At 41.6% G+C, this 19,746-nt stretch carries 18 protein-coding genes; 12 read left to right on the top strand and 6 right to left on the bottom strand.

Features of this window, described 5'->3' with window-relative positions; genetic code table 11:
• Positions 1-348: 348 nt before the first annotated feature.
• The 12 genes from AC3KVK_RS20075 to AC3KVK_RS20020 all read left to right on the top strand — a co-directional run bounded on the left by AC3KVK_RS20075 (position 349) and on the right by AC3KVK_RS20020 (position 7,102).
• Positions 349-711 (top strand): hypothetical protein, encoded by a 363-nt coding sequence (locus AC3KVK_RS20075; RefSeq protein WP_490310604.1) that lies wholly within the window; start codon positions 349-351, stop codon positions 709-711.
• 107 nt (positions 712-818) lie between these two features.
• On the top strand, positions 819-965 hold the full coding sequence (locus AC3KVK_RS20070) for a hypothetical protein (RefSeq protein ID WP_490310605.1): 147 nt from the start codon (positions 819-821) through the stop codon (positions 963-965).
• Positions 966-1,217: 252 nt separating this feature from the next.
• A complete protein-coding gene (locus tag AC3KVK_RS20065; RefSeq protein ID WP_490310606.1) occupies positions 1,218-2,285 on the top strand; it encodes a hypothetical protein in 1,068 nt (355 codons plus the stop codon).
• A 2-nt stretch (positions 2,286-2,287) separates the two neighbouring features.
• Positions 2,288-2,641, top strand: coding sequence for a hypothetical protein (locus tag AC3KVK_RS20060; RefSeq protein ID WP_490310607.1), 354 nt, complete (start codon positions 2,288-2,290; stop codon positions 2,639-2,641).
• Positions 2,642-2,756: 115 nt separating this feature from the next.
• The gene (locus AC3KVK_RS20055) at positions 2,757-3,101 is read left to right on the top strand and encodes a hypothetical protein (RefSeq protein ID WP_490310608.1); all 345 of its coding nucleotides are present in this window, start codon (positions 2,757-2,759) and stop codon (positions 3,099-3,101) included.
• Between the two features lie 141 nt (positions 3,102-3,242).
• Positions 3,243-3,509 (top strand): hypothetical protein, encoded by a 267-nt coding sequence (locus tag AC3KVK_RS20050; protein WP_490310609.1) that lies wholly within the window; start codon positions 3,243-3,245, stop codon positions 3,507-3,509.
• Between the two features lie 16 nt (positions 3,510-3,525).
• Positions 3,526-4,302, top strand: coding sequence for a hypothetical protein (locus AC3KVK_RS20045; RefSeq protein ID WP_490310610.1), 777 nt, complete (start codon positions 3,526-3,528; stop codon positions 4,300-4,302).
• Between the two features lies 1 nt (position 4,303).
• Positions 4,304-4,648 carry a hypothetical protein gene (locus AC3KVK_RS20040; RefSeq protein ID WP_490310611.1) on the top strand — a complete coding sequence of 115 codons (345 nt, stop codon included), beginning with the start codon at positions 4,304-4,306 and terminating at the stop codon, positions 4,646-4,648.
• A gap of 97 nt (positions 4,649-4,745) precedes the next feature.
• On the top strand, positions 4,746-5,012 hold the full coding sequence (locus AC3KVK_RS20035) for a hypothetical protein (protein ID WP_490310612.1): 267 nt from the start codon (positions 4,746-4,748) through the stop codon (positions 5,010-5,012).
• Between the two features lie 236 nt (positions 5,013-5,248).
• Positions 5,249-5,416 (top strand): hypothetical protein, encoded by a 168-nt coding sequence (locus AC3KVK_RS20030; RefSeq protein ID WP_490310613.1) that lies wholly within the window; start codon positions 5,249-5,251, stop codon positions 5,414-5,416.
• A 414-nt stretch (positions 5,417-5,830) separates the two neighbouring features.
• Positions 5,831-6,403 (top strand): AAA family ATPase, encoded by a 573-nt coding sequence (locus AC3KVK_RS20025; protein ID WP_490310614.1) that lies wholly within the window; start codon positions 5,831-5,833, stop codon positions 6,401-6,403.
• Between the two features lie 60 nt (positions 6,404-6,463).
• Positions 6,464-7,102, top strand: coding sequence for a glutathione S-transferase family protein (locus AC3KVK_RS20020; RefSeq protein ID WP_490310615.1), 639 nt, complete (start codon positions 6,464-6,466; stop codon positions 7,100-7,102).
• Between the two features lie 384 nt (positions 7,103-7,486).
• Here the strand turns inward: AC3KVK_RS20020 and AC3KVK_RS20015 are convergent, their stop codons facing one another.
• From AC3KVK_RS20015 to AC3KVK_RS19990, 6 genes are all read right to left on the bottom strand, one after another.
• Complete coding sequence (locus AC3KVK_RS20015) at positions 7,487-9,787, bottom strand: beta-N-acetylhexosaminidase (RefSeq protein ID WP_490310616.1); 2,301 nt, start codon at positions 9,785-9,787, stop codon at positions 7,487-7,489.
• Positions 9,788-9,883: 96 nt separating this feature from the next.
• Entirely contained in the window at positions 9,884-12,406 is a 2,523-nt protein-coding gene (locus AC3KVK_RS20010) for a TonB-dependent receptor (RefSeq protein ID WP_490310617.1), read from the bottom strand.
• 118 nt (positions 12,407-12,524) lie between these two features.
• The gene (locus tag AC3KVK_RS20005) at positions 12,525-15,215 is read right to left on the bottom strand and encodes a TonB-dependent receptor domain-containing protein (RefSeq protein WP_490310618.1); all 2,691 of its coding nucleotides are present in this window, start codon (positions 15,213-15,215) and stop codon (positions 12,525-12,527) included.
• Positions 15,216-15,298: 83 nt separating this feature from the next.
• Positions 15,299-16,336, bottom strand: coding sequence for a FecR family protein (locus AC3KVK_RS20000; RefSeq protein WP_490310619.1), 1,038 nt, complete (start codon positions 16,334-16,336; stop codon positions 15,299-15,301).
• Between the two features lie 18 nt (positions 16,337-16,354).
• The gene (locus AC3KVK_RS19995; RefSeq protein ID WP_490310620.1) at positions 16,355-16,891 is read right to left on the bottom strand and encodes an RNA polymerase sigma factor; all 537 of its coding nucleotides are present in this window, start codon (positions 16,889-16,891) and stop codon (positions 16,355-16,357) included.
• A 69-nt stretch (positions 16,892-16,960) separates the two neighbouring features.
• Positions 16,961-19,726 carry a family 20 glycosylhydrolase gene (locus tag AC3KVK_RS19990; protein ID WP_490310679.1) on the bottom strand — a complete coding sequence of 922 codons (2,766 nt, stop codon included), beginning with the start codon at positions 19,724-19,726 and terminating at the stop codon, positions 16,961-16,963.
• Positions 19,727-19,746 lie beyond the last annotated feature (20 nt).

Genomic DNA, 19,746 nt, shown 5'->3' with positions numbered 1-19,746 from the left:
ACACAAACATCAATGAAATACATTGAAAAAGCGTTATTATAACAAGGTATCGAGTCACCTTGGTGGGATCAAAGAGGTTGGGGCTTTCGTATTTCGACGATGGTTACCTTGGTCGCTCGTGGTAAGGCTGCTAAACATCAAGTACTTGCGGATGAAGAAATTTTAAAACTTGTACGCCCTTACGATCGCATATTGGCAAAAATGGTTATATGTTCCTTTTCCCTTATAGTGCTACCTGGTGGATATTTATATTTGATATCAGATAATTAGGAGTGTGTGGGAAAGGTGGTGCAAAAAGTTGGCAAGTATCCCATATGCGCAAATAAATTAACTATTTGGTTTTAATTTATGTTTGCTGAAAATACGTTAGAAGTGCTTCGTTTGTTAAGTGCAACAGGCTCTATCAGCACTGCTTTTTTCACTCTTTTATTTACACGCACTTCAATGAAGTACATTGAGAAGAAGTTGCTTAAAGAAGGGGTTGATATACCTTGGTGGGATCAAAAAGGTTGGGGGTTACGCGTTTCTAGTTTTATCACTTTGGTAGCTAAAGGGAAGCCTAGTAAGTATCAATTGCTTGAAGATAAAATGATTTTAAAGCATGTTCGTTTATACGATAGATATTTAGCAATATTAATTTGTATTTTGTTTATTTTAGGGATCATTCCAGGTTTGTATTTAACATTTTTTATTGATAATGGATGGGAATAATCCCCAGTGTATATTTAAATATGAATTTTGATGATTACTTCTTTTTGTTTGCTGTGACCCCTATGGTTACTTGGCTTTTCAGTACGTTGCTTTTTACACGCACTTCCATGAAATACATTGAAAAAGCATTATTAAAGCAAGGTATCGAGTCACCTTGGTGGGATCAAAGAGGGTGGGGCTTTCGAATTGTGCTTTTTGCTTCATTAATTGCGCGCGGTAAACCCAGTAAACACCAAGTGCTTGCGGATGAATAAATACTAAAGCTCGTGCGCCCTTACGATCGCATACTGGCTAAAGTGGTTCATTATTCTTTTATTATTTGCATGGTTTTTGCAGTGCTTAATTACGTTTTATATGAAATGTAATGGTGAGCTTGGATTTTCGTAATTTTATTCGCTCATATCCACTGTTATAAATACTCTAAAAAGCCTATCTTTTTGAGTTATTAAATCTTGTGTGTTATCTTGTGCCGCTTAATGGAACTGTCTACTTACAAGGAATTATTTATGAGCCAAGCTTTTGATCTGTGTTTTAGTAATCAACACCGCGCAGAAATCCCCGTTGATACCAGTGATATTAATCAAGTTAGGGTATTTAGAAAAAATAACCCACACATTATGGGTAACTTTATTCCTGCAGGCACGCCTTTTGTAATTAGCCAATCAAATGCAGCGTCTAAGGTCACAGCGAGACCTGATATTTCTTGTGCGTTAAACACTGTGATTAATTGGTCACAACAAACACAACGTAATGTTGCTCATATGAACCAAGTGTTTGGTGACGAGCAGCTATATGCTGTGGCACAAGTTTATGAGCGTGAAATACAGCCTTATATTAATACTGCTCGTGAAATGACGGCAGGGCATGTTGATTCCCTTACCGCACTGGGTGCGGGTGCAACAGCAGTGAATGCAAAAGAAAAGAAATTAAGTAAGTTTGGTCAAGCTATTTATAAGTATCAAAAAGCATTAATTGAGGTTCATCATGCAGCAAAAGGTAAGGCGAATAAAACCACTTTGATCCAACTAGGGCGAAAGGTGCAACAAGCACATGTTGAACTTAATAAAGATTTTGCCCGTGAACTGAAAAATTTTAGCGGGGCTGTTAAAGCACGTAAGCGTGGTAATGTTTGGTCAAACCCAAATCGTGGTATTAACATTGCGAAAGGGGCGCGTAATACTTCGCGTTTAGAGCTGACTTCGTTATCAGGTATTCGCAGTATCAAAGCGTTAGAGCATGCGTCGGACATTGCTGGTAAAGGCATTATCGCACTGGACGCAGGCATTCGTATGGATAATGTTTATACAGACTATCAAGCAGGTAAAGACTGGCAACGTACAGCAGTGGTTGAAACCACAGGGTTTGGTTTGGGAACTATGGCTGGAATAGCCGCTGGTACTTTTGCTGTTGAAGCTGGAATAGGCATCGCATTAGCTGCCACCCCTGTTGGTTGGGTGATTTTAATCGGTGTCGGTATTGGTGCTGGTTATGCCGCAGGGAAAATGGGCGATTTCTTAGGGAAAAATTTTGCTGGTAGCGTATATGATACAAGTAAATCAATAAGTTGGTTTTAAATATGAATTTTGAAAATTATGTCTTTTTGTTTGCTGTGTCTCCTATGGTTACTTGGCTTTTCAGTATGTTGCTTTTTACCCGCACTTCCATGAAATACATTGAAAAAGCGTTATTAAAGCAAGGTATCGGTACTCCTAGGTGGGATCAAAGAGGGTGGGGCTTTCGAATTGTGCTTTTTGCTGCATTAATTGCGCGCGGTAAACCCAGTAAACCCAGTAAACCCCAAGTGCTTGCGGATGAAGAAATACTAAAACTAGTTCGCCCTTACGATCGCATACTGGCAAAAGTGGTTCATTATTCATTCATTTTGTTTATGATTTTTGGCTTTTTGTATTATTTTTTGTATAGCCCTTAAACAATTAATCCCCCAACCAATTCAATATATGAGAGTTTAAAAATAGATGGAACTCATTATAAATCGACCAGAGCAACAGCATGATGCAAGCTCTTCTTGGAGCTGGTTTTAAATAATGGATACTGAGACACTCATCATTGTCTTTTTTGGTGTATTTACCATAGCATGGTTGGTAAGTACTTTGCTTTTTACACGCACATCAATGAAATACATTGAAAAAGCGTTATTAAAGCAAGGTATCGAGTCACCTTGGTGGGATCAAAGAGGTTGGGGCTTTCGAATTGTGCTTTTTGCTGCATTAATTGCACGTGGTAAACCCAGTAAACACCAAGTGCTTGCGGATGAAGAAATACTAAAACTAGTTCGCCCTTACGATCGCATACTGGCAAAAGTGGTTCATTATTCTTTTATTATTTGCATGGTTTTTGCAATGCTTAATTACGTTTTATATGAAATGTAATGGTGAGCTTGGATTTTCGTAATTTTATTCGCTCATATCCACTGTTATAAATACTCTAAAAAGCCTATCTTTTTGAGTTATTAAATCTTGTGTGTTATCTTGTGCCGCTTAATGGAACTGTCTACTTACAAGGAATTATTTATGAGCCAAGCTTTTGATCTGTGTTTTAGTAATCAACACCGCGCAGAAATCCTCGTTGATACCAGTGATATTAATCAAGTTAGGGCATTTAGAAAAAATAACCCACACATTATGGGTAACTTTATTCCTGCAGGCACGCCTTTTGTAATTAGCCAATCAAATGCAGCGTCTAAGGTCACAGCGAGACCTGATATTTCTTGTGCGTTAAACACTGTGATTAATTGGTCACAACAAACACAACGTAATGTTGCTCATATGATTTGGTGACGAGCAGCTATATGCTGTGGCACAAGTTTATGAGCGTGAAATACAGCCTTATATTAATACTGCTCGTGAAATGACGGCAGGGCATGTTGATTCCCTTACCGCACTGGGTGCGGGTGCAACAGCAGTGAATGCAAAAGAGCACCGCTTAAGTAAGTTTGGTCAAGCTATTTACAAGTATCAAAAGGCATTAATTGAGGTTCATCATGCAGCAAAAAGTAAGGCGAATAAAACCACTTTGATTCAACTAGGGCGAAAGGTGCAACAAGCACATGTTGAACTTAATAAAGATTTTGCCCGTGAACTGAAAAATTTTAGCGGGGCTGTTAAAGCACGTAAGCGTGGTAATGTTTGGTCAAATCCAAATCGTGGTATTAACATTGCGAAAGGGGCGCGTAATACTTCGCGCTTAGAGCTGACTTCGTTATCAGGTATTCGCAGTATAAAAGCATTAGAGCATGCGTCAGACATTGCTGGTAAAGGCATTATCGCACTGGACGCAGGCATTCGTATGGATAATGTTTATACAGACTATCAAGCAGGTAAAGACTGGCAACGTACAGCAGTGGTTGAAACCACAGGGTTTGGTGCAGGTACAGCGGCAGGAATAGCCGCTGGTACTTTTGCTGTTAAAGCTGGAATGGGCATCGCATTAGCTGCCACTCCCGTTGGTTGGGTGATCTTAATCGGCGTGGGTATTGGTGCGGGTTATGCCGCAGGGAAAATAGGCGATTCATTTGGCAAAGTTGCTGCAAACTATTTGTATGATTTAAGTTCTTCAATAAACTGGTTTTAATATGTTTTCTAAAGAATGGATAATTATTTTAGGTCTACTTCCTACAATTACTTGGCTTTTCAGTACGTTGCTTTTTACCCGCACATCAATGAAATACATTGAAAAAGCGTTATTAAAGCAAGGTATCGAGTCACCTTGGTGGGATCAAAGAGGTTGGGGTTTTAGAATTGTTCTTTTTGCTGCATTAATTGCGCGTGGTAAACCCGATAAACACCAAGTGCTTGCGGATGAAGAAATACTAAAACTAGTTCGCCCTTACGATCGCATACTGGCAAAAGTGGTTCATTACTCTTTTATTCTATTTATGTTATTTGCTTGTTTACATTATTTTTTATATGAAATGTAATGGTGAGCTTGGATTTTCGTAATTTTGTTGCTTGTTTATTAAGTGCAACAGGTTCTATCAGCGCTGCTTTTTTCACTCTTTTATTTACACGACTTCAATGAAGTACATTGAGACGAAGTTGCTTAAAGAAGGGGTTGATATACCTTGGTGGGATCAAAAAGGTTGGGGGTTACGCGTTTCAAGTTTTATCACCTTGGTAGCTGAAGGGGTGCCTGGTAAGTATCAATTGCTTGAACATAAAATGATTTTAAAGCATGTTCGTTTATACGATAGATGTTTAGCAATATTAATTTGTATTTTGTTTATTTTAGGGATCATTCCAAGTTTAGATTTAACATTTTTTATTGACAATGGATGGGAATAATCCCCAGTGTATATTTAAATATGAATCTTGAAGATTATGTCTTTTTGTTTGCTGTGACTCCTATGGTTACTTGGCTTTTCAGTACGTTGCTTTTTACCCGCACTTCCATGAAATACATTGAAAAAGAGTTACTAAAGCAAGGTATTGAGTCGTCTTGGTGGGATCAAAGTGGGTCGTGTCCATATATGTCATGTAAAAGAAGTACTAGTCAAGTAAAATAGTTGTTATCTTTATCCATGAGTGAACTTTCGGCAATAGCGCCTGAAATTTATCATGAAGAATACACTCAATTATTAACTGTTGTTAGGCATGCCGCACAGCATAATGAAAATATGGCTGCTTTAGTTGATGAAATAGAAACTATGGGGTTAATTCAGTCGCCGTGGCCAAGGCTGTTGAAGTGATTCTTTAACTGCATGTTTATAAGTATTGTTACGACAGCCTCTTAAATATAAGAGTGTAGAGGTCAACTTCAGATAGATGCTTTCCCGAAAACAATCCTGCCAAACTAGGCATCAGCCTAGTTTTACCATGCCTGAAAATCGGATATTTCATGTCAATTTATGTTCACTCAATACTTACCAGCGGTTTTGCAGGTATAAAACCGCAGATATATGTCTTTCAAGCAGTCGTTATTCAATCCATTACTTCCTTTGAAATAGATTTTGTATTGTTTTTTAATACAAATTATTTAAAATCAATGAAATATTTATAAGTGTCAGGTCTTTTGGGTAGCGCCTCAGTCCAGCAAGCGATTATGCAACACAAACAGCGTGTCGCATAAATACTAAAATGTTATGTGACTCAGGGAGAGTTCATTGAAATTCACAATGATATATGGCCCATCAGGGATCGGAAAAGAGAGTGTTGGGCGTGAACTTGCTAAAAGAAATGGTTGGCAAATTTTTCCACAGCATTTAGCTTTTGATGTTGCATGTGCTGTTATCGGTTTTGGTAATGATGGCTTTGAGGCATATCAGCGAAAAATTTGCCTCGATGCTTTTCGAACACTTTTTGAAAACAACTCTAAAGGTGTTGTTTTTACCTTTTGCTATGTTAATCCTTTCAGTAATTATTTTATTGAAGGTCTAATAGACTTTCTGGAAAAGTCTGATATTGATGCAAACTTTATTCGCTTAACATGCAACTACAATGAGCATGTTCAAAGAGTTATTAATACCAGCCGCCAAAATACAAATAAAATCCAATCAAAAGAACACCTTGATGATTATTTAAAAAGGTTTAATTTCTCCGTTGATATACCAAATGTGAAAACACTTCAGATAGATAACTCAGGAATGTCTATTGAGGCATCAGCTAAAGAAATTGAGAGTAAAATCGTCACATACAAGAGCATTAAGGAATGGACGCAAAACACTTGGCTTTCTTAATTTTAGCCAAGTATTTATGCGCCCTTTATGCTGGCGTTGCAATATCGATAGGAGAGCTCGTTGTACCAATTATATTATTTCCCATTAAATGCCAGTATGGCTCCCCACTTAATGCTCGAAGAGCTAAAAGTAGATTTCGAATTAATTACTGTAGATCGAAAAAGTAATGCACAAAAATCAGCCGACTATTTAGCTTTAAACCCAGCTGGTCGGATTCCAACTTTAGTCGATAATGGTTTTGCTATTTTCGAGAGTCCCGCTATATGTGTACATTTAGCTGAATCACATCCATCTTCAAATTTAATCCCCAAAATTGGAGATAAAAATCGAGCATTATTCTTTCAATGGCTGATGTACTTAACAAATACAGTCCAGGCGGAACTTATGGTCTACTTTTATCCTCAGAAACATACAACAGATACTAATAATGCTGAGTGCATTAGAGAAGCACAAGAAAACAGAATAACTGATATGTTTGAACTGCTAGATCGTGAGCTTGAAAATAAAGACTTTCTTATTGGTAACTCTATCAGTGCCTGTGATTATTTTTTATTTATGCTGGCTGTTTGGGCTGATGAATTTAAAAAACCACCTTTATCGTTTAATAACTTATCTAGGTATCTTCGTAAATTGGCTCAACGTGACGCAATAATTAATGTTTGCAAAAAAGAAAACTTGAACCTTACAGATTATCAGTAAGTTGCTTATAACACATATGAGCCGAGCTCTCGTCAATAGGCATTATTAATCTTTTTGACCGCGCAAGCGGTCAAATCCAAATCAATTCATCTACTTCGCCAGTCGGTTAGCTGTCAAGTCGTCGTGCCGTTAATAAAAGTATGCAAGCACATAGAGAGGCTCACTGAGTGCTATCTTATCGAAGCCTAATGCTTTTCATTCCTTTGAAATACCAGGGTACTACGACTAAATGGATTTAGGCGGTAGAGCGACGCAGGAAGCCAAAGCCGAGACATTTATCGGTTAACCTTAAGATGGCACTATCCAAGTCGTAGTGCTTTGTGCACAGTTAGTTTCATGCTCATTTAAGGTGTAACCGACTTTGTTTATTGCAATCATTAGCATCTAAAAAATCGCAATTTCGTCAATATAAAGTGGCAGTTTTGGGATTTGTGGATCGGTACTATTTTTGGCATTAACAGCATGCACTTTTACATAACGTGCGCTCTGTTTACCTACCTCTAAGCTAAGAAGGGGCCCATTTATTTCACTTGCCTTTAATTGTATTACTTGTTGCCAATGTTGCTTGTCATTCGATACCCACACAGATACTGCAATGGGGGGGTGTAATTGGCGATGTCGGCCGGCATCAATGCCCATGACTATTTGATGAAATGATGTTTTATTGTCAAGGTCGATTATAGCCTCTAGGTCGGTATCATAAAAAATGGCGAAGTTATCTGCTCGGTAAAACTGGTCAAAACCAAAAAGACCATCGTTGAGTTTTTGTTGCCCATTTTCTTGCGCTGGGTGCGTTAAGGTGATGGATTTACCAACCGCTTTATGGTGGGCAAAACTGATTTGTACAGGCAAAGAATAGCGCGACAAGCTAGGCTCAAATAGTCGCGCACTGACACTGACAATCTGCTTTGAACTGTCAACTAACACAGGTTCACTATAAAAATGCTCCAATGTCTCATGGGCGAGTTTAACTAGAATTTGGCCATCAATTTGGCTAGTAATTGTTAAGTGCGATTGCCCCGGCTTGACTTGCTTAATGGTAATGTCTGGCACTAAATGACTGAGTGATAAATGAATGTTTTGCGCTTGATAGCGAGCAAATAATTGCGGTAATTTTTGCAGGAACATAGACCAATTGCGTTGTTTAGGTTGGCTCCAAACCCCTTCTGCAAAAGCGGCAATACGAGGAAAAAGCATGTATTGGGCTTGTTGTGGTGTTTTGATGTACTCAGTCCACAGTGCGCCTTGTGCACCTAATACTAAATGATGCTGTGATGCGGGCAGTGCCGCAGGAATGGGCTCATATAAATACACGTTTTTGAGGGTGGTTAAACCATGAATTGCTTTTGGCTCAGATTGCGACAGGGATTGGTAAGCATCAAAATAAACAAATTGGTAAGGGCTCATAATCACTTGATGGCCTAGGTTTGCTGCCACAATGCCACCGTCTTCACCGCGCCAGCTGGTGACTAAGGCATTTGAGGCCAAGCCACCTTCTAGTATTTCATCCCAACCGATCATTTTTTTGCCAAATGCAGTCACTATCTTGCTGACTCGACCAATAAAATAACTTTGTACTTGCTCTGCGCTAGTAAGTTGTTGCTCTTGCATTAGTTGCTGTACAAAGGGGCTTTCGAGCCATTGTTTTTTGATGACTTCATCGCCCCCAACATGAATATAAGGGGCAGGAAAAAGCGCTGCGACTTCTTGATAAACTTGCTCTAAAAAAGCAAACGTTTGCTCGGTTGGGCATAAAACGGCTTCAAAAATGCCAAAGTTATCTTCAACTTCAGGGCGCTCACCGCTACAACCAAGTTCTGGGTAGGCAGCTAAAATGGCGGTACTGTGGCCTGGAATGTCGATTTCAGGAATGACCATTACATGCCTTGCTGCCGCATAAGCTACGACTTCTTTAATTTGTGCTTGCGTGTAAAGCCCCTTTACAGCTGTGGTATCAAACATGGGTTGGTAGTCATAGGTGTGGCCCAATACTGTTTGATTGCGGATTGACCCAACTTCAGTGAGCTTAGGGTAAGCCTTAATTTCGATGCGCCAGCCTTGGTCATCGGTTAAATGCCACTGAAATACGTTGAGTTTATGAAAGGCGAGCCAATCAATGTAGTTTTTAATGAAGGCAATATCAAAAAAATGACGGCTAACATCCAGGTGCATTCCGCGATAGCTAAAGCGTGGGCTGTCGTTAATCACTATTGCAGGAATATCCCAACTGCGTTGATTAATGGGGTGTGTGGCATAAATATCGGGTGGAAGTAATTGTAATAACGATTGCATGCCATAAAACAGTCCGGCGCTATCAGGGGCGCTGATCACGACCTGTTGTGGCGTGACAGTTAACTGATAGCTTTCTGGTGTGGTTTGGCTACCATCAAGTTTGTTATCAAGTTTGTTATCAAGTTGAAAATGAATATGGTTGTTGCTCACCTTTGAGCGCTTTACTAGAGATTGTTGGTAACCGGTGATGGGGGCAACGGTTTGGTAAAACAGGGTGGCAGTGGCGTGACTTGTTGCACTGTCATAACTGATTGTGGTTTGGTTATTGAAGGCAAAGACACCACTTGAAACCGTGATGTGTTGCGGCTGTGGCACTATGGTAATTAAAGGAGCGGCAAACAGCCAAAAAGAACAGGCTAATAGGCTAATGCCAGTCAAAATTTTACAGTACATCGAGAACTCCAATAGAAAAAGAAAACCCAAGCGTTGGCAGACGTTGGGTTTTTGGTTAGGTTCAAGGGGAAGTTGAACAAATTTTAAAGATACAGGTTAAAAATCAAAGGTGAGTGATGCACTGATGGTGCGCCCTAAAATGGGGCGAGCATAGTAATACTCATAACCTGCTTGTTGGTCATTAATGGCACGAGGATTGCCTTCTGTTAAACCAATTTCATCGGTTAGGTTTGCTGCTTTAACATGTAGGCGCAAGGCTGAGGTAAATTGGTAATTTACCCCTGCATCCCATGTGGTATAGGCGGGCAATTCAAATTTATTTTCGCCATCAGAAAAACGATCGCCTAAATGATGCATGGTTAAATACACATCGCCGTTATCAAAATAATAGGTTGGGGTGATGCGCAATTGCATTTTTGGGGTGCGTTTAACTTGGTTGTTTTCCCAATGCTTAAAATCGCCTTCAAAGCCCGACATTTTGGGATCTTGTACCACACCGGTTAGCTCAATTTTTAAATCATCGGTTGCGTGCCATGCGGCTTCAAATTCGATGCCATCGGTAATGGTATCGATGGTTTGATTGGCGACTGCACCGTTACTTGATGTAAAGTTACGCTCGGTTAAATCATTAAACTTGGTACGAAATAAAGTAGCAGAGGTCCCAATGGTATCACCAGAATAACGCAGGCCAAGTTCGCTAAAGGTCAAATTCACCACATCGCTAAAGTCGGCCGTTTTACCGCTGTGGATCCCTTGGCCATGGCTTAATAAGCGCGGCATTTCAAAGGCGTCGGCATAACGGCCAAACATCGCCATGTCTTTATTAAAGGTGTAGTTAAACCCGACTGTCCATGCGGCTTCGGTTTCGTTGCGGGTTTGATTATAAAATTTACTCGATGGCATATCGGCATAGTTATTGGCCATGATGTTATCGCTGTCATCACCATTGGGATTAAACGCGCCCAAAATTGGCACAGCAAATTGCGTACCTGATGCGGTGCTATCCAAATTAAGCCATTCAATACGAATACCGGCATCAAGGCGTAAATCATCGGTGGCTTGAAATTCATCATTAATAAATAAGGAGTGTGAGCTTGAAGTACCAAATGCGGTGGCTTGGCCCCAGCCCGGAGCATAACCTGTTGAACCGTTATCGGTTAATTGGCCGACAACCTCACCGCTGTTATTGACTGCAACGATATCAAGGCGACGGGCATTAGAACGTACTTCAGTTAAAAATTGTGATTCCCATTTGTCAACAGGTAGGGTATCGGCATCAACATAAGCAAACAACCAACCAAAGGTAAGGTTGTTTTGCTCGCCTTCGTAAGTGAACGAGGCTTTATTTACAAACTGCTCTGCTTGGTAGCTTGAAAATAATGGGTAACTCGTTGTCACTAAGCCATTGCCATTAAGTTGGCTTGGGTCGTTAATTAATTGCTCGTCTCCCACATACCGATACATAGCGCGCACAGCACCGTCATCAGCAAAGCGGCTCAACATGCCTTGTACATCGGGTTGTGTTAAGCGCTCGTTTGCATTCATTAAGGTTGAATTATCAAAGTTGAGCAATATGTACATGTCGTTATCAAACTTTGAATAACGCCCAGCGACGTTCATTAACCAATTATCATTAAACTCCCAATCTAAATTAAAACCAAGGGTTGAAAATTGGGTATGCTGGCCATCTTTAAGGTCGCGTGTTACGTAATTGCCATCCGCTTTGCGATAGCTTAATAAACGTTGGTCGTTGCCAATCAAAGTGCCACTTTGTGGATCAACTCCTGGGATCCCAGTTGGATTTTGTTGATCTTGTAATGGAATTGGCACATAAAAAGTGGTGTGATCATTGAGGTGTTTGGCTGATAGCGTTAACTGGCCTTGTTCAAATTCTCGCACCAAGGTCAGGCGGACTTGGCCACCATGATCAGCTGTAAAGCCCGTATCTCGCACACCTTCAGAATGACGATAAAAACCACCGACCGCCATTTTCCAATTGTCGCTAATTGGCGTGCCGTAAAACAGTTCGGTTTTGATCATGCCGTAATCAGCAGTCGATACGCGAAGTGTGCCTTCTTCGATATCATCGGGTTTACGGGTAATAAAGTTGACCAGAGCTGCTGGGCCATTGACCGTCAGTAAACCCGATGTGCCGCCTCGTACCGCTTCCATATTTTGAATGGTGATGTCTTGGCGCTGGTAAAAATCAACCCAGACTCCATCGTACACGACAGGCAAGCCATCCTCTTCTACGCCAATATACCGAAACCCTTCACCGCCGCGTAGGCCGCGAGGTGCAACGTTGTTATTGGTTTCACCGCCGGAATCTTCGACCCAAAAACCAGGCACGACTTCGAGTAAGTCGGCAGTGCCAAGGGGTTGCTCTCGTTCGAGTTGTTTTTCATCTAAGGTTGTAATGGAGACTGATGACTCAAGTTTGGTTTGGCCACGACGAGTAGTACCGGTGACGATGATTTTTTCAAGATCGAGTAATTTTTTGCCCTCTTCAGCGGGGGCATTTTGCTCGGCAGCTGCAGCGCAGCAGAGTAACGCGCTGCTGATGGCCAAGCCAAGACATGAACGATTAAAGCGTGGTTGTTTTTTTTGTTGATTAGACATGTAATTTCCCTAGTTGACGATAATAAAACCCCGATTTTTAAACTCGGTTATTTGTTAAACGCTCGGACAACTCAATTTGGGAATATAAAAGTACGTTTATCTGCAAAAAATGCTGCGCTTAAAATTGATAACTCATACTTAAGCTTAAAGCGCGGCCAAAAATAGGGCGGGCATAATATTGATTTTGTTGATGAATTAAGCCACTTCGTGGGTTGCCTTCGGTTAAGCCTATGGTATTAAAAAGGTTAGTGATACTGAGCCCAAAAGTGAGCTGTTCACTCAGTGCCCATTGTGCGCTTGCATCAACAACGTAGTAAGCAGGCAGTGCAAATTGGTTGGCCACATCAGAATAACGCGTGCCGATATACGAAGCGGTGAGCGCCAGCTCGCCCTGCGAAAAGCGATATTTAGGTGTAATTCGCAATTGGGAATTAGGGGTGCGGGTAATTTGGTTATTGTTATATTGGCTTTCTGAGAGTGTGGTTGGAATGCCTTTAAAACGTCCTTTTTGCCATACAGCTACACCACTGACGGACCAATGTTCCGAAAAATTTTTCGCAAATTCAAGCTCCATGCCATAGGTTTGTGTGCTAATAAAAATCCCCAGTTGGGTATTTTGGTTGCCTTGATAAACAGTAAAAGGCAATGGATCGAATTGGGTTTCAAACAAACTGGCGCTGATGAATCCCGAGGTGTCGGCAATGCGCGTACCCCACTCAATAAAATGAAGCTCAACCGGCTGGCCAAATCCAAGAGTTTCAGGAATGGAATCAAGATAAGGGCCATAACCGAGGGTATTACCAAAGTTGAGTAATTTGGGCATTTCAAAGGCATTGGCCATACGAACATAGGTTGCAGCCGCATCAGCAAATTGCCAGTTAAGCCCTGCACTGATGGCGGTTTTGGTAAATTGCTCGGATTTTTCAAAATTATAAGGACTACTTTGATTGATGGTTTGATGCTGCGAATATTGGCTTTGCTGATCAGTCTTGGCGCTTGAGGTTAAATGTAACCACTCAGTTCGTGCGCCAAAATCAACCGTCAGTGTGTCGGTCATTGAGTAGCGGACATTGCCATAAACCGAATGAGACTTGGCTTCGCCTTGGCCTGTTATATAAGCGGGTCCCGAAAAGGATAAAATACCCGCCGGATTAAGCGTTGCCACTTTTTGGTTAAATGAATCAATTGCAACGGTTTCGATTGGGTTAGGTTGATGGGTGACATCTGTTAAAATTTGCCCTAACCAGCGATCATGAGGTAGCTCTGAAAAGTCATTATAGGCATACAAAGAGCCCAGCATAAGTTCAGTGTGTTCATTGATTTGCCAATTAAGGCTTAGGCGATTAATCCACTGAATTTGCTGATATTCAGCATACAAAGGGTAAGAAAATGTCACTAAGCCATTATTGTTTAGTTGTCCGGGATTAAGATATTGCTGCGTCACAGGAGAATAAAGCGCAGCGGTTGTATCAGGATAGTGGGCTAAAAATTGGTTTACGGATGCACTGGTTAACCAATTTTTGGCAGGTAAGAGTGTTTCATTCCCTTGATTCATTAAGGTATATAACGTAGTGGATAAATCAGAAAGTCGACTTTTATTACTCAGTTTCAGTGTGTCACTCAGCGATAAATCAAGTAAGTGAGTCAGACTCATCGCGCGGGTTTTTTGTCCATCGGCCAAATCATAACGGCGTTCTTTTCCATCATGGGGTGCAAAAAAATAGCGTAGTTCTGGGCTTAATAAGGTACTGGTGCCTGCATCTAACGAGGTAATGGCAGAGGGTTTTTTTTGGTTTTGCATCGGAATAGGTGAAAAGAAACTGGTTTTATCATCCAGATATTTCACCACCCATTGTTGGGTATAATGCGCCGCCATTTGATTGATTCGAATGCTGAATTGACCACCTTGGTCGCTGGTAAAACCAGGTTCACGAATGCCCGTTGATTGGCGATAAAATCCACCGAATAATACGTACCAGCTATCACTGAGTGAATGGCTATATACGCCATCAAGTCGTTGATAACCATAATTAATAGCATGGGTTAATTTTAATTTTTTCTGGTCACTGTCGCCAGTTTGGCCAATAAAGTTAACGTTGGCCGCAGGGCCATTGACGCTAAAAATACCGCTGCTGCCGCCGCGCACAATTTGAATGGCGGCGGTGGTAAAATCTTGGCGTAAGAAAAAATCAGGCCATATGCCGTCGTAAACAACAGGCAAATCATCTTCAAGCAAACTAATAAAACGAAACCCTTCACCACCACGCAGCCCTCTGGGAGCGACATTATTGTTGGTTTCTCCGCCTGAGTTTTCGACCCAAAATCCTGGGGCGTTATTAAAGGTATCGGCGGTACTAAACGGTACTTGATTGTAAAGCTGGTCAGAATTTAAATGCGTAATCGATAATGAGGAACTTAAAATAGATCTATTTGAGCTGCCTTGACCTGATACTAAGATACGCTCAAAGACAGAGGCATTTTGATTACCCTCATCTACTGCCGATGGCCGTGTGGTGATCACCACGGTATTGAGCTCAGGGTATAAGGTGTATGTCCAAGGTGTATGCGTCAGGAGGTGGTCAAGCTCAGCGCTTAAACTTGCAGGTTGGGTTAATCTGCGCACCCTAGGTTCGGCATCAAGGGGGGCCATACTCAGTTGCCAATGATGGTGTTTGGCGACATTAAATAAGGCGTCAGTGAGGGAGAGTGTGCTTGTCGCGAGGGCGGAGAGATGCCACACACTGATGCACAGCATAAAGGCGCAGCGTGAGAAAATGTGTAAAAACGATGAATACTGTTGTTTGGCCATGTTCCCTTTTTTGAGCAGTCAGGTGAGAGTTTTGACTGCTCAGTGTGTGTGAGTTTATGTCATTGAGCGATTGAACTTAAGTCTTACTCTTGTGACGCCCGCTTTTGCAGGATGCGGGTATTGTCGACCTTCACCAATTTTATTTGATATAAATGGGCAAGCGAGCTTAACCATTGCTCGACCTTATCGTGATGGACTTGGCCCGAATATTTGTAGCTTGCAATGTCGTTGTCGGCTAGATAAATATTGAGAGTGGTAAAGCGTCTAATGTCATGCAAGACCTCACCCAGTGGTACATCATGGTATTCTAATAATGGGCTTTGCCATTCAAATACTTGATGTACATCATAAGGCTGCTTTGTTGGGATTAACGCTTGGCTAAGCTCGGTTTGTTCACCCAATTTCAGCGTCACACTGTGTGTGCTGTTTGCTGGCATCGCCGCTACTTTTCCTTCTAACACCGCGACATTGACATGATTAACATGAGCTTTAACGACAAACTCGGTGCCAATTGCGGTGGCGCTGTGCCCTTGGTGGCTCACGACAAACGGGCGCTTTGGATCTTTGGCTACTTTAAATACAGCGATACCTTGCAGTAACTCGATGGCCCGTTTATTGGGGTCAAAAGCGACACTCATTTTGCTATCAGCGCCAAGCGTGACTTGGCTGCCATCGGCTAATTGCCAGCTTTGGTGAGTGGCCGTTGTGGTTTGATAAATAATGGGGCTGTGGGCAGCCAAAATTGGAGTCGGACTATGTTTATCAATTAATTGTGATTGTTCAAATGGTATAAAACTAAACGTGATAACAAACAAGGCGCACGCCGCTATGCCCGCAGGCCACATCGGTGCTAAGGAAAAACGACTTTTAATTGTCTGGCGAACTGTTTGCCACCAGGTTTTAGCATTCGGCTTTGGTAATTCGTTTAGGCAATCTGTTGGGAGTTCGCCAGCCAACCCCCACATGATTTGTAGCTTGTTAAATTCCTGCTGATGGCGAGTGTCTTGTTCAAGCCATGCTTTAAAAGCTTGCTCAGTTTGAGTGCTGTTATCTTCTTCTAATGCTAATAACCAGTTCACAGCTTCATCTGCAATGCGGTTGGGCTCAGGTGTTGTTTTCATATTCATAGACTGCTTGTCTCAAAGTTCATGTTGCAAATGGTCATAGCAATGACGAATAGCACGTAACACATATTTGCGAACCATGCTTTGGGAAATGTCGAGTTGTTCACTAATTTGCTCATAACTGCATTCTTTTACTTTATATAAAATAAAGGCTTGTTGGCACTTTATCGGTAATTGTTTTATTAATACCGCCATCTGACCCAGTAACTGATGATGTTGGTTTGATTGCTCTGGACCGGATAAGGTATCAATTGAATTGATTTGCAGCTGTTCATCAAATTCAATGGGGCTGCGGGCCTGACTGCGTAATCTATCTATGGTTAAATTATTGGCAATTTTATATAAATAGGCCGCAATGTAACTTTCGATTTCTGGTTTGTCTAACCCTAACAGTTTAATAAAGGCTTCTTGAGCAATGTCTTCGGCTTCTCTTTGTACTAAGCCTTTTTTCATTATGTGATGAATCAGTTTTTGGTGATGCTGCTTATAAAGCTGCCGCACTTGTTCATTTTGTGATACCTGATCTTGTGGTTTGTTCAAATTGAGCTGCACCTAAGACTCCTATTTGGATAGAAAACGTGCGTTAATGGGGCAAACATGCTGCCCCATTGTTAAATACGATTACGGCATAACATAATCAGCACGGCTTGTTTTCCCTGCGTGATTCTTGGTTCTCACCATCACTTTATCTGTGGGTGCAATATCAACGGGTTGATAATAAGGCAGCCAAGTTTGACCTTCATCCACAGAGTACTCTACTTGCATTCCTATAAAACGCGTATTAGCCAATAGTGTACCGTGTTCAATTTTCGCCCCAGCCAGTGGGATACGAAAATTGACACCAGACACATTGGTAATTTGGTTTTGTAAATCAACGGGTTTCACATAATTGAGTAACGGCAGGGCATACTGGCCAAGGGTATTGGTAAAAGTATGCCATGCGGCGTCAATCGGAGAGATACCTTGAGCGTTTAATGGCGTTAGTGCGGGCATTTCTTGTACCCAAGCACGCTCAGCAGCACCTAATAATTTAGGAAAAACCATGTAATCTAAAATTTCTGGCGATTTTTGATTTTCAGCAAAAAGCTGCGCTTGGATCCCCACCACGTTTTCTTTGCCTGCCTCACTTAGAGTGATCCAAGCAGGGTTCCATGGAATAGGATTGCCCAGTTTATCGAGATCAGCGTTGGCATAAATATTAAATGGACGGTATTCAAATGCTTTTTTTGTATCTGTATAACCTGCCCAATGATAGCCAATTTCATCTGGGTGCTTGTTATAAGCTAAATCTAAATATAAGTTGGTAGCATGTGAGAGCACCACTTTATAGCCTTGATTGGCAAACTTATAGGCCTGATGTTCGTTCCCCCAGCCCCAGACGTTATTCCAAAAAATAGGATAAATTTGGCCATAATCGACATTACCAGTGCCATTATGCGATAAGACATCGCCCCAAGTTGCCATTTCAAAACCATGTGTGTTGACGATTGCTTTCCATTTCATAAAAAAGAAATCAAATAATTGTGCATCGGTTTTACCAGCGGTTTCTGGGTTTTGTTGCACCGCGGGCGATTGTGCCCACCACTCGTTAGGGCCTAAATGAGGTAGCTCATCGCCACCGCCATGTAAGCGGGTTACTTTGGCATTAGGGACTGCATCGTACATTGCTTTGGTTTCTGAAATGATTTTATCTAAGAAAACAAACGCGCTGGGTAGTGCCGGATTTATAAAGTTATCGGTATAAAACTGCGGAGTGTAATATTTTGAGGTATCAAGCGGGTCGATTAAGCGATAGCGCTGGGCTTCGGTTAAATCGGTGTCTTTATATTTGTTGTAACGATATTCCATTGCTTTAATGGCGGCACGTGCATGGGCTGGAAAGTCATATTCTAAAATCACGTTAATATGACGGTCGGCTGCATATTTTAAAATTTCTTTAAAATCATCAACAGTATAATAGCCCCAACCTTGACCAAGAAAGTTTTGTTGTGCGACTTCAAACCCTTGAAAGTCTGGTACTTTACCTAAATTTGCTTCGGTACTGTTGGCTGGTTTATTATCAATACCATCACCAGGTAAAAAGCCGTTTGATGCACCCATAAACGCATGTAGCATGGTTTGTTCGGTCAGATCAAAGCCACGTTTTGCCCCAAACTCAGTCAGCTCAGGAATACCGGGGATTTCTAAACGCCAGCCTTCATCATTTGCTACATTCATTTCAAATTGATTAATTTTATACAGTGCTAATAAGTCGATGAGCTTTAAAATGGTTTCTTTACTTTGAAAGTTACGTGCCACATCAAGCATCATGCCGCGATATTCAAAACGAGGCGCATCTTTAATCACGGTCGCGGGTAACGTCGCATGTTGATAAGGCGTGGTGGTCACGGATGCCGCGTACACTTCTTTTGGAATAAGCTGGCGCAGGGTTTGAATGCCATAAAACACCCCAGCGGCATCTTTACCTGTAATGGTGATACCGTTAAAAGGATCAATGGTCAGCATGTACCCTTCGTTGTCTGGCGCACTGTCGCTGTCAACGTTAAGCGTTGGGTCTAGCTGGAGGCGAATTTGATTTGAAGCGGCCGTTGTTGGCTGTTGATGTATTGCAAATTGGCCGGGCATTAAGTCTTTTAATGCTGCTTGCAGATACAGCGCTTCTTGATTTAAAACACCAGCACTGACAATTTGTGTGTGTTGGCTTAATAAATTTAAATGCGCGTCGGTGCTTTGTACTGTGAGTGGTTGAGGTACTAAACGATTCTTAACCGCTAATGCTTCAAATTGTTGTTGATTTTCGAGGTAGCGAATTTGCGGTGTTTGCACCGGTTTTATATCAGTTGCGGTTTGAGTGGTTTGTTTTGGATCGTTCGGGTCCATGTGTACATCAACCAATACCGCTTGCGGAGCCTGATTGCCGACAACTAAGTGAAATCCACCAGGTGAATCATTTTTAAGCATTTGCCAATATTGCGCAATAATTTCGATTTTTCGGCTTTCACCTGAGGGTATAGCGTCAAATCCTGCTGTGGGTTTGAGCACAAAATAATCGCCACTTTTAGCGCTGTCGGCGTTATCGATTGATACGTTTTGCTCTGCAAGTGCTGCTCGGGCACGCACACCATTAGCATCATTTTCTGGTAATACCGATGCAGGAGGACGGACTGAATTAAAATACAGCGCCCAATCTGAGTCGGTTAAAGGTTCAAGACCATTGTTATGAATTGTCAGGCTGCCTAAGAAGATATTTTCGCCAATGCCATGGTCAATGACATGCCAATCAAGCTTAATATCACTACCAGAGAGTGCCGCAAACGCATTCGGTACGACTGCCGCGCATACTAAGCCAATCGCAAGCGAAATAGGTTTTATTGCTGATTTAATCATCACGGGTTGTTTCCTGTTGG

This window comes from Pseudoalteromonas sp. J2K-J979 (assembly GCF_058169715.2).
The sequence above is the reverse complement of the archived record's forward strand: the minus strand, read 5'-3'. Positions and strand labels throughout refer to the sequence as shown.

What these genes read in the sequence shown, in the direction of transcription:
- AC3KVK_RS20000 (WP_490310619.1), bottom strand. Translation starts at nt 16,336, where the DNA reads ATGAAAACAACACCTGAGCCCAACCGCATTGCAGATGAAGCTGTGAAC.
- AC3KVK_RS20030 (WP_490310613.1), top strand. Translation starts at nt 5,249, where the DNA reads ATGAGTGAACTTTCGGCAATAGCGCCTGAAATTTATCATGAAGAATAC.
- AC3KVK_RS20065 (WP_490310606.1), top strand. Translation starts at nt 1,218, where the DNA reads ATGAGCCAAGCTTTTGATCTGTGTTTTAGTAATCAACACCGCGCAGAA.
- AC3KVK_RS20050 (WP_490310609.1), top strand. Translation starts at nt 3,243, where the DNA reads ATGAGCCAAGCTTTTGATCTGTGTTTTAGTAATCAACACCGCGCAGAA.
- AC3KVK_RS20015 (WP_490310616.1), bottom strand. Translation starts at nt 9,787, where the DNA reads ATGTACTGTAAAATTTTGACTGGCATTAGCCTATTAGCCTGTTCTTTT.
- AC3KVK_RS20070 (WP_490310605.1), top strand. Translation starts at nt 819, where the DNA reads ATGAAATACATTGAAAAAGCATTATTAAAGCAAGGTATCGAGTCACCT.
- AC3KVK_RS20035 (WP_490310612.1), top strand. Translation starts at nt 4,746, where the DNA reads ATGAAGTACATTGAGACGAAGTTGCTTAAAGAAGGGGTTGATATACCT.
- AC3KVK_RS19990 (WP_490310679.1), bottom strand. Translation starts at nt 19,726, where the DNA reads ATGATTAAATCAGCAATAAAACCTATTTCGCTTGCGATTGGCTTAGTA.
- AC3KVK_RS20060 (WP_490310607.1), top strand. Translation starts at nt 2,288, where the DNA reads ATGAATTTTGAAAATTATGTCTTTTTGTTTGCTGTGTCTCCTATGGTT.
- AC3KVK_RS20055 (WP_490310608.1), top strand. Translation starts at nt 2,757, where the DNA reads ATGGATACTGAGACACTCATCATTGTCTTTTTTGGTGTATTTACCATA.
- AC3KVK_RS20075 (WP_490310604.1), top strand. Translation starts at nt 349, where the DNA reads ATGTTTGCTGAAAATACGTTAGAAGTGCTTCGTTTGTTAAGTGCAACA.
- AC3KVK_RS20005 (WP_490310618.1), bottom strand. Translation starts at nt 15,215, where the DNA reads ATGGCCAAACAACAGTATTCATCGTTTTTACACATTTTCTCACGCTGC.
- AC3KVK_RS20010 (WP_490310617.1), bottom strand. Translation starts at nt 12,406, where the DNA reads ATGTCTAATCAACAAAAAAAACAACCACGCTTTAATCGTTCATGTCTT.
- AC3KVK_RS20040 (WP_490310611.1), top strand. Translation starts at nt 4,304, where the DNA reads ATGTTTTCTAAAGAATGGATAATTATTTTAGGTCTACTTCCTACAATT.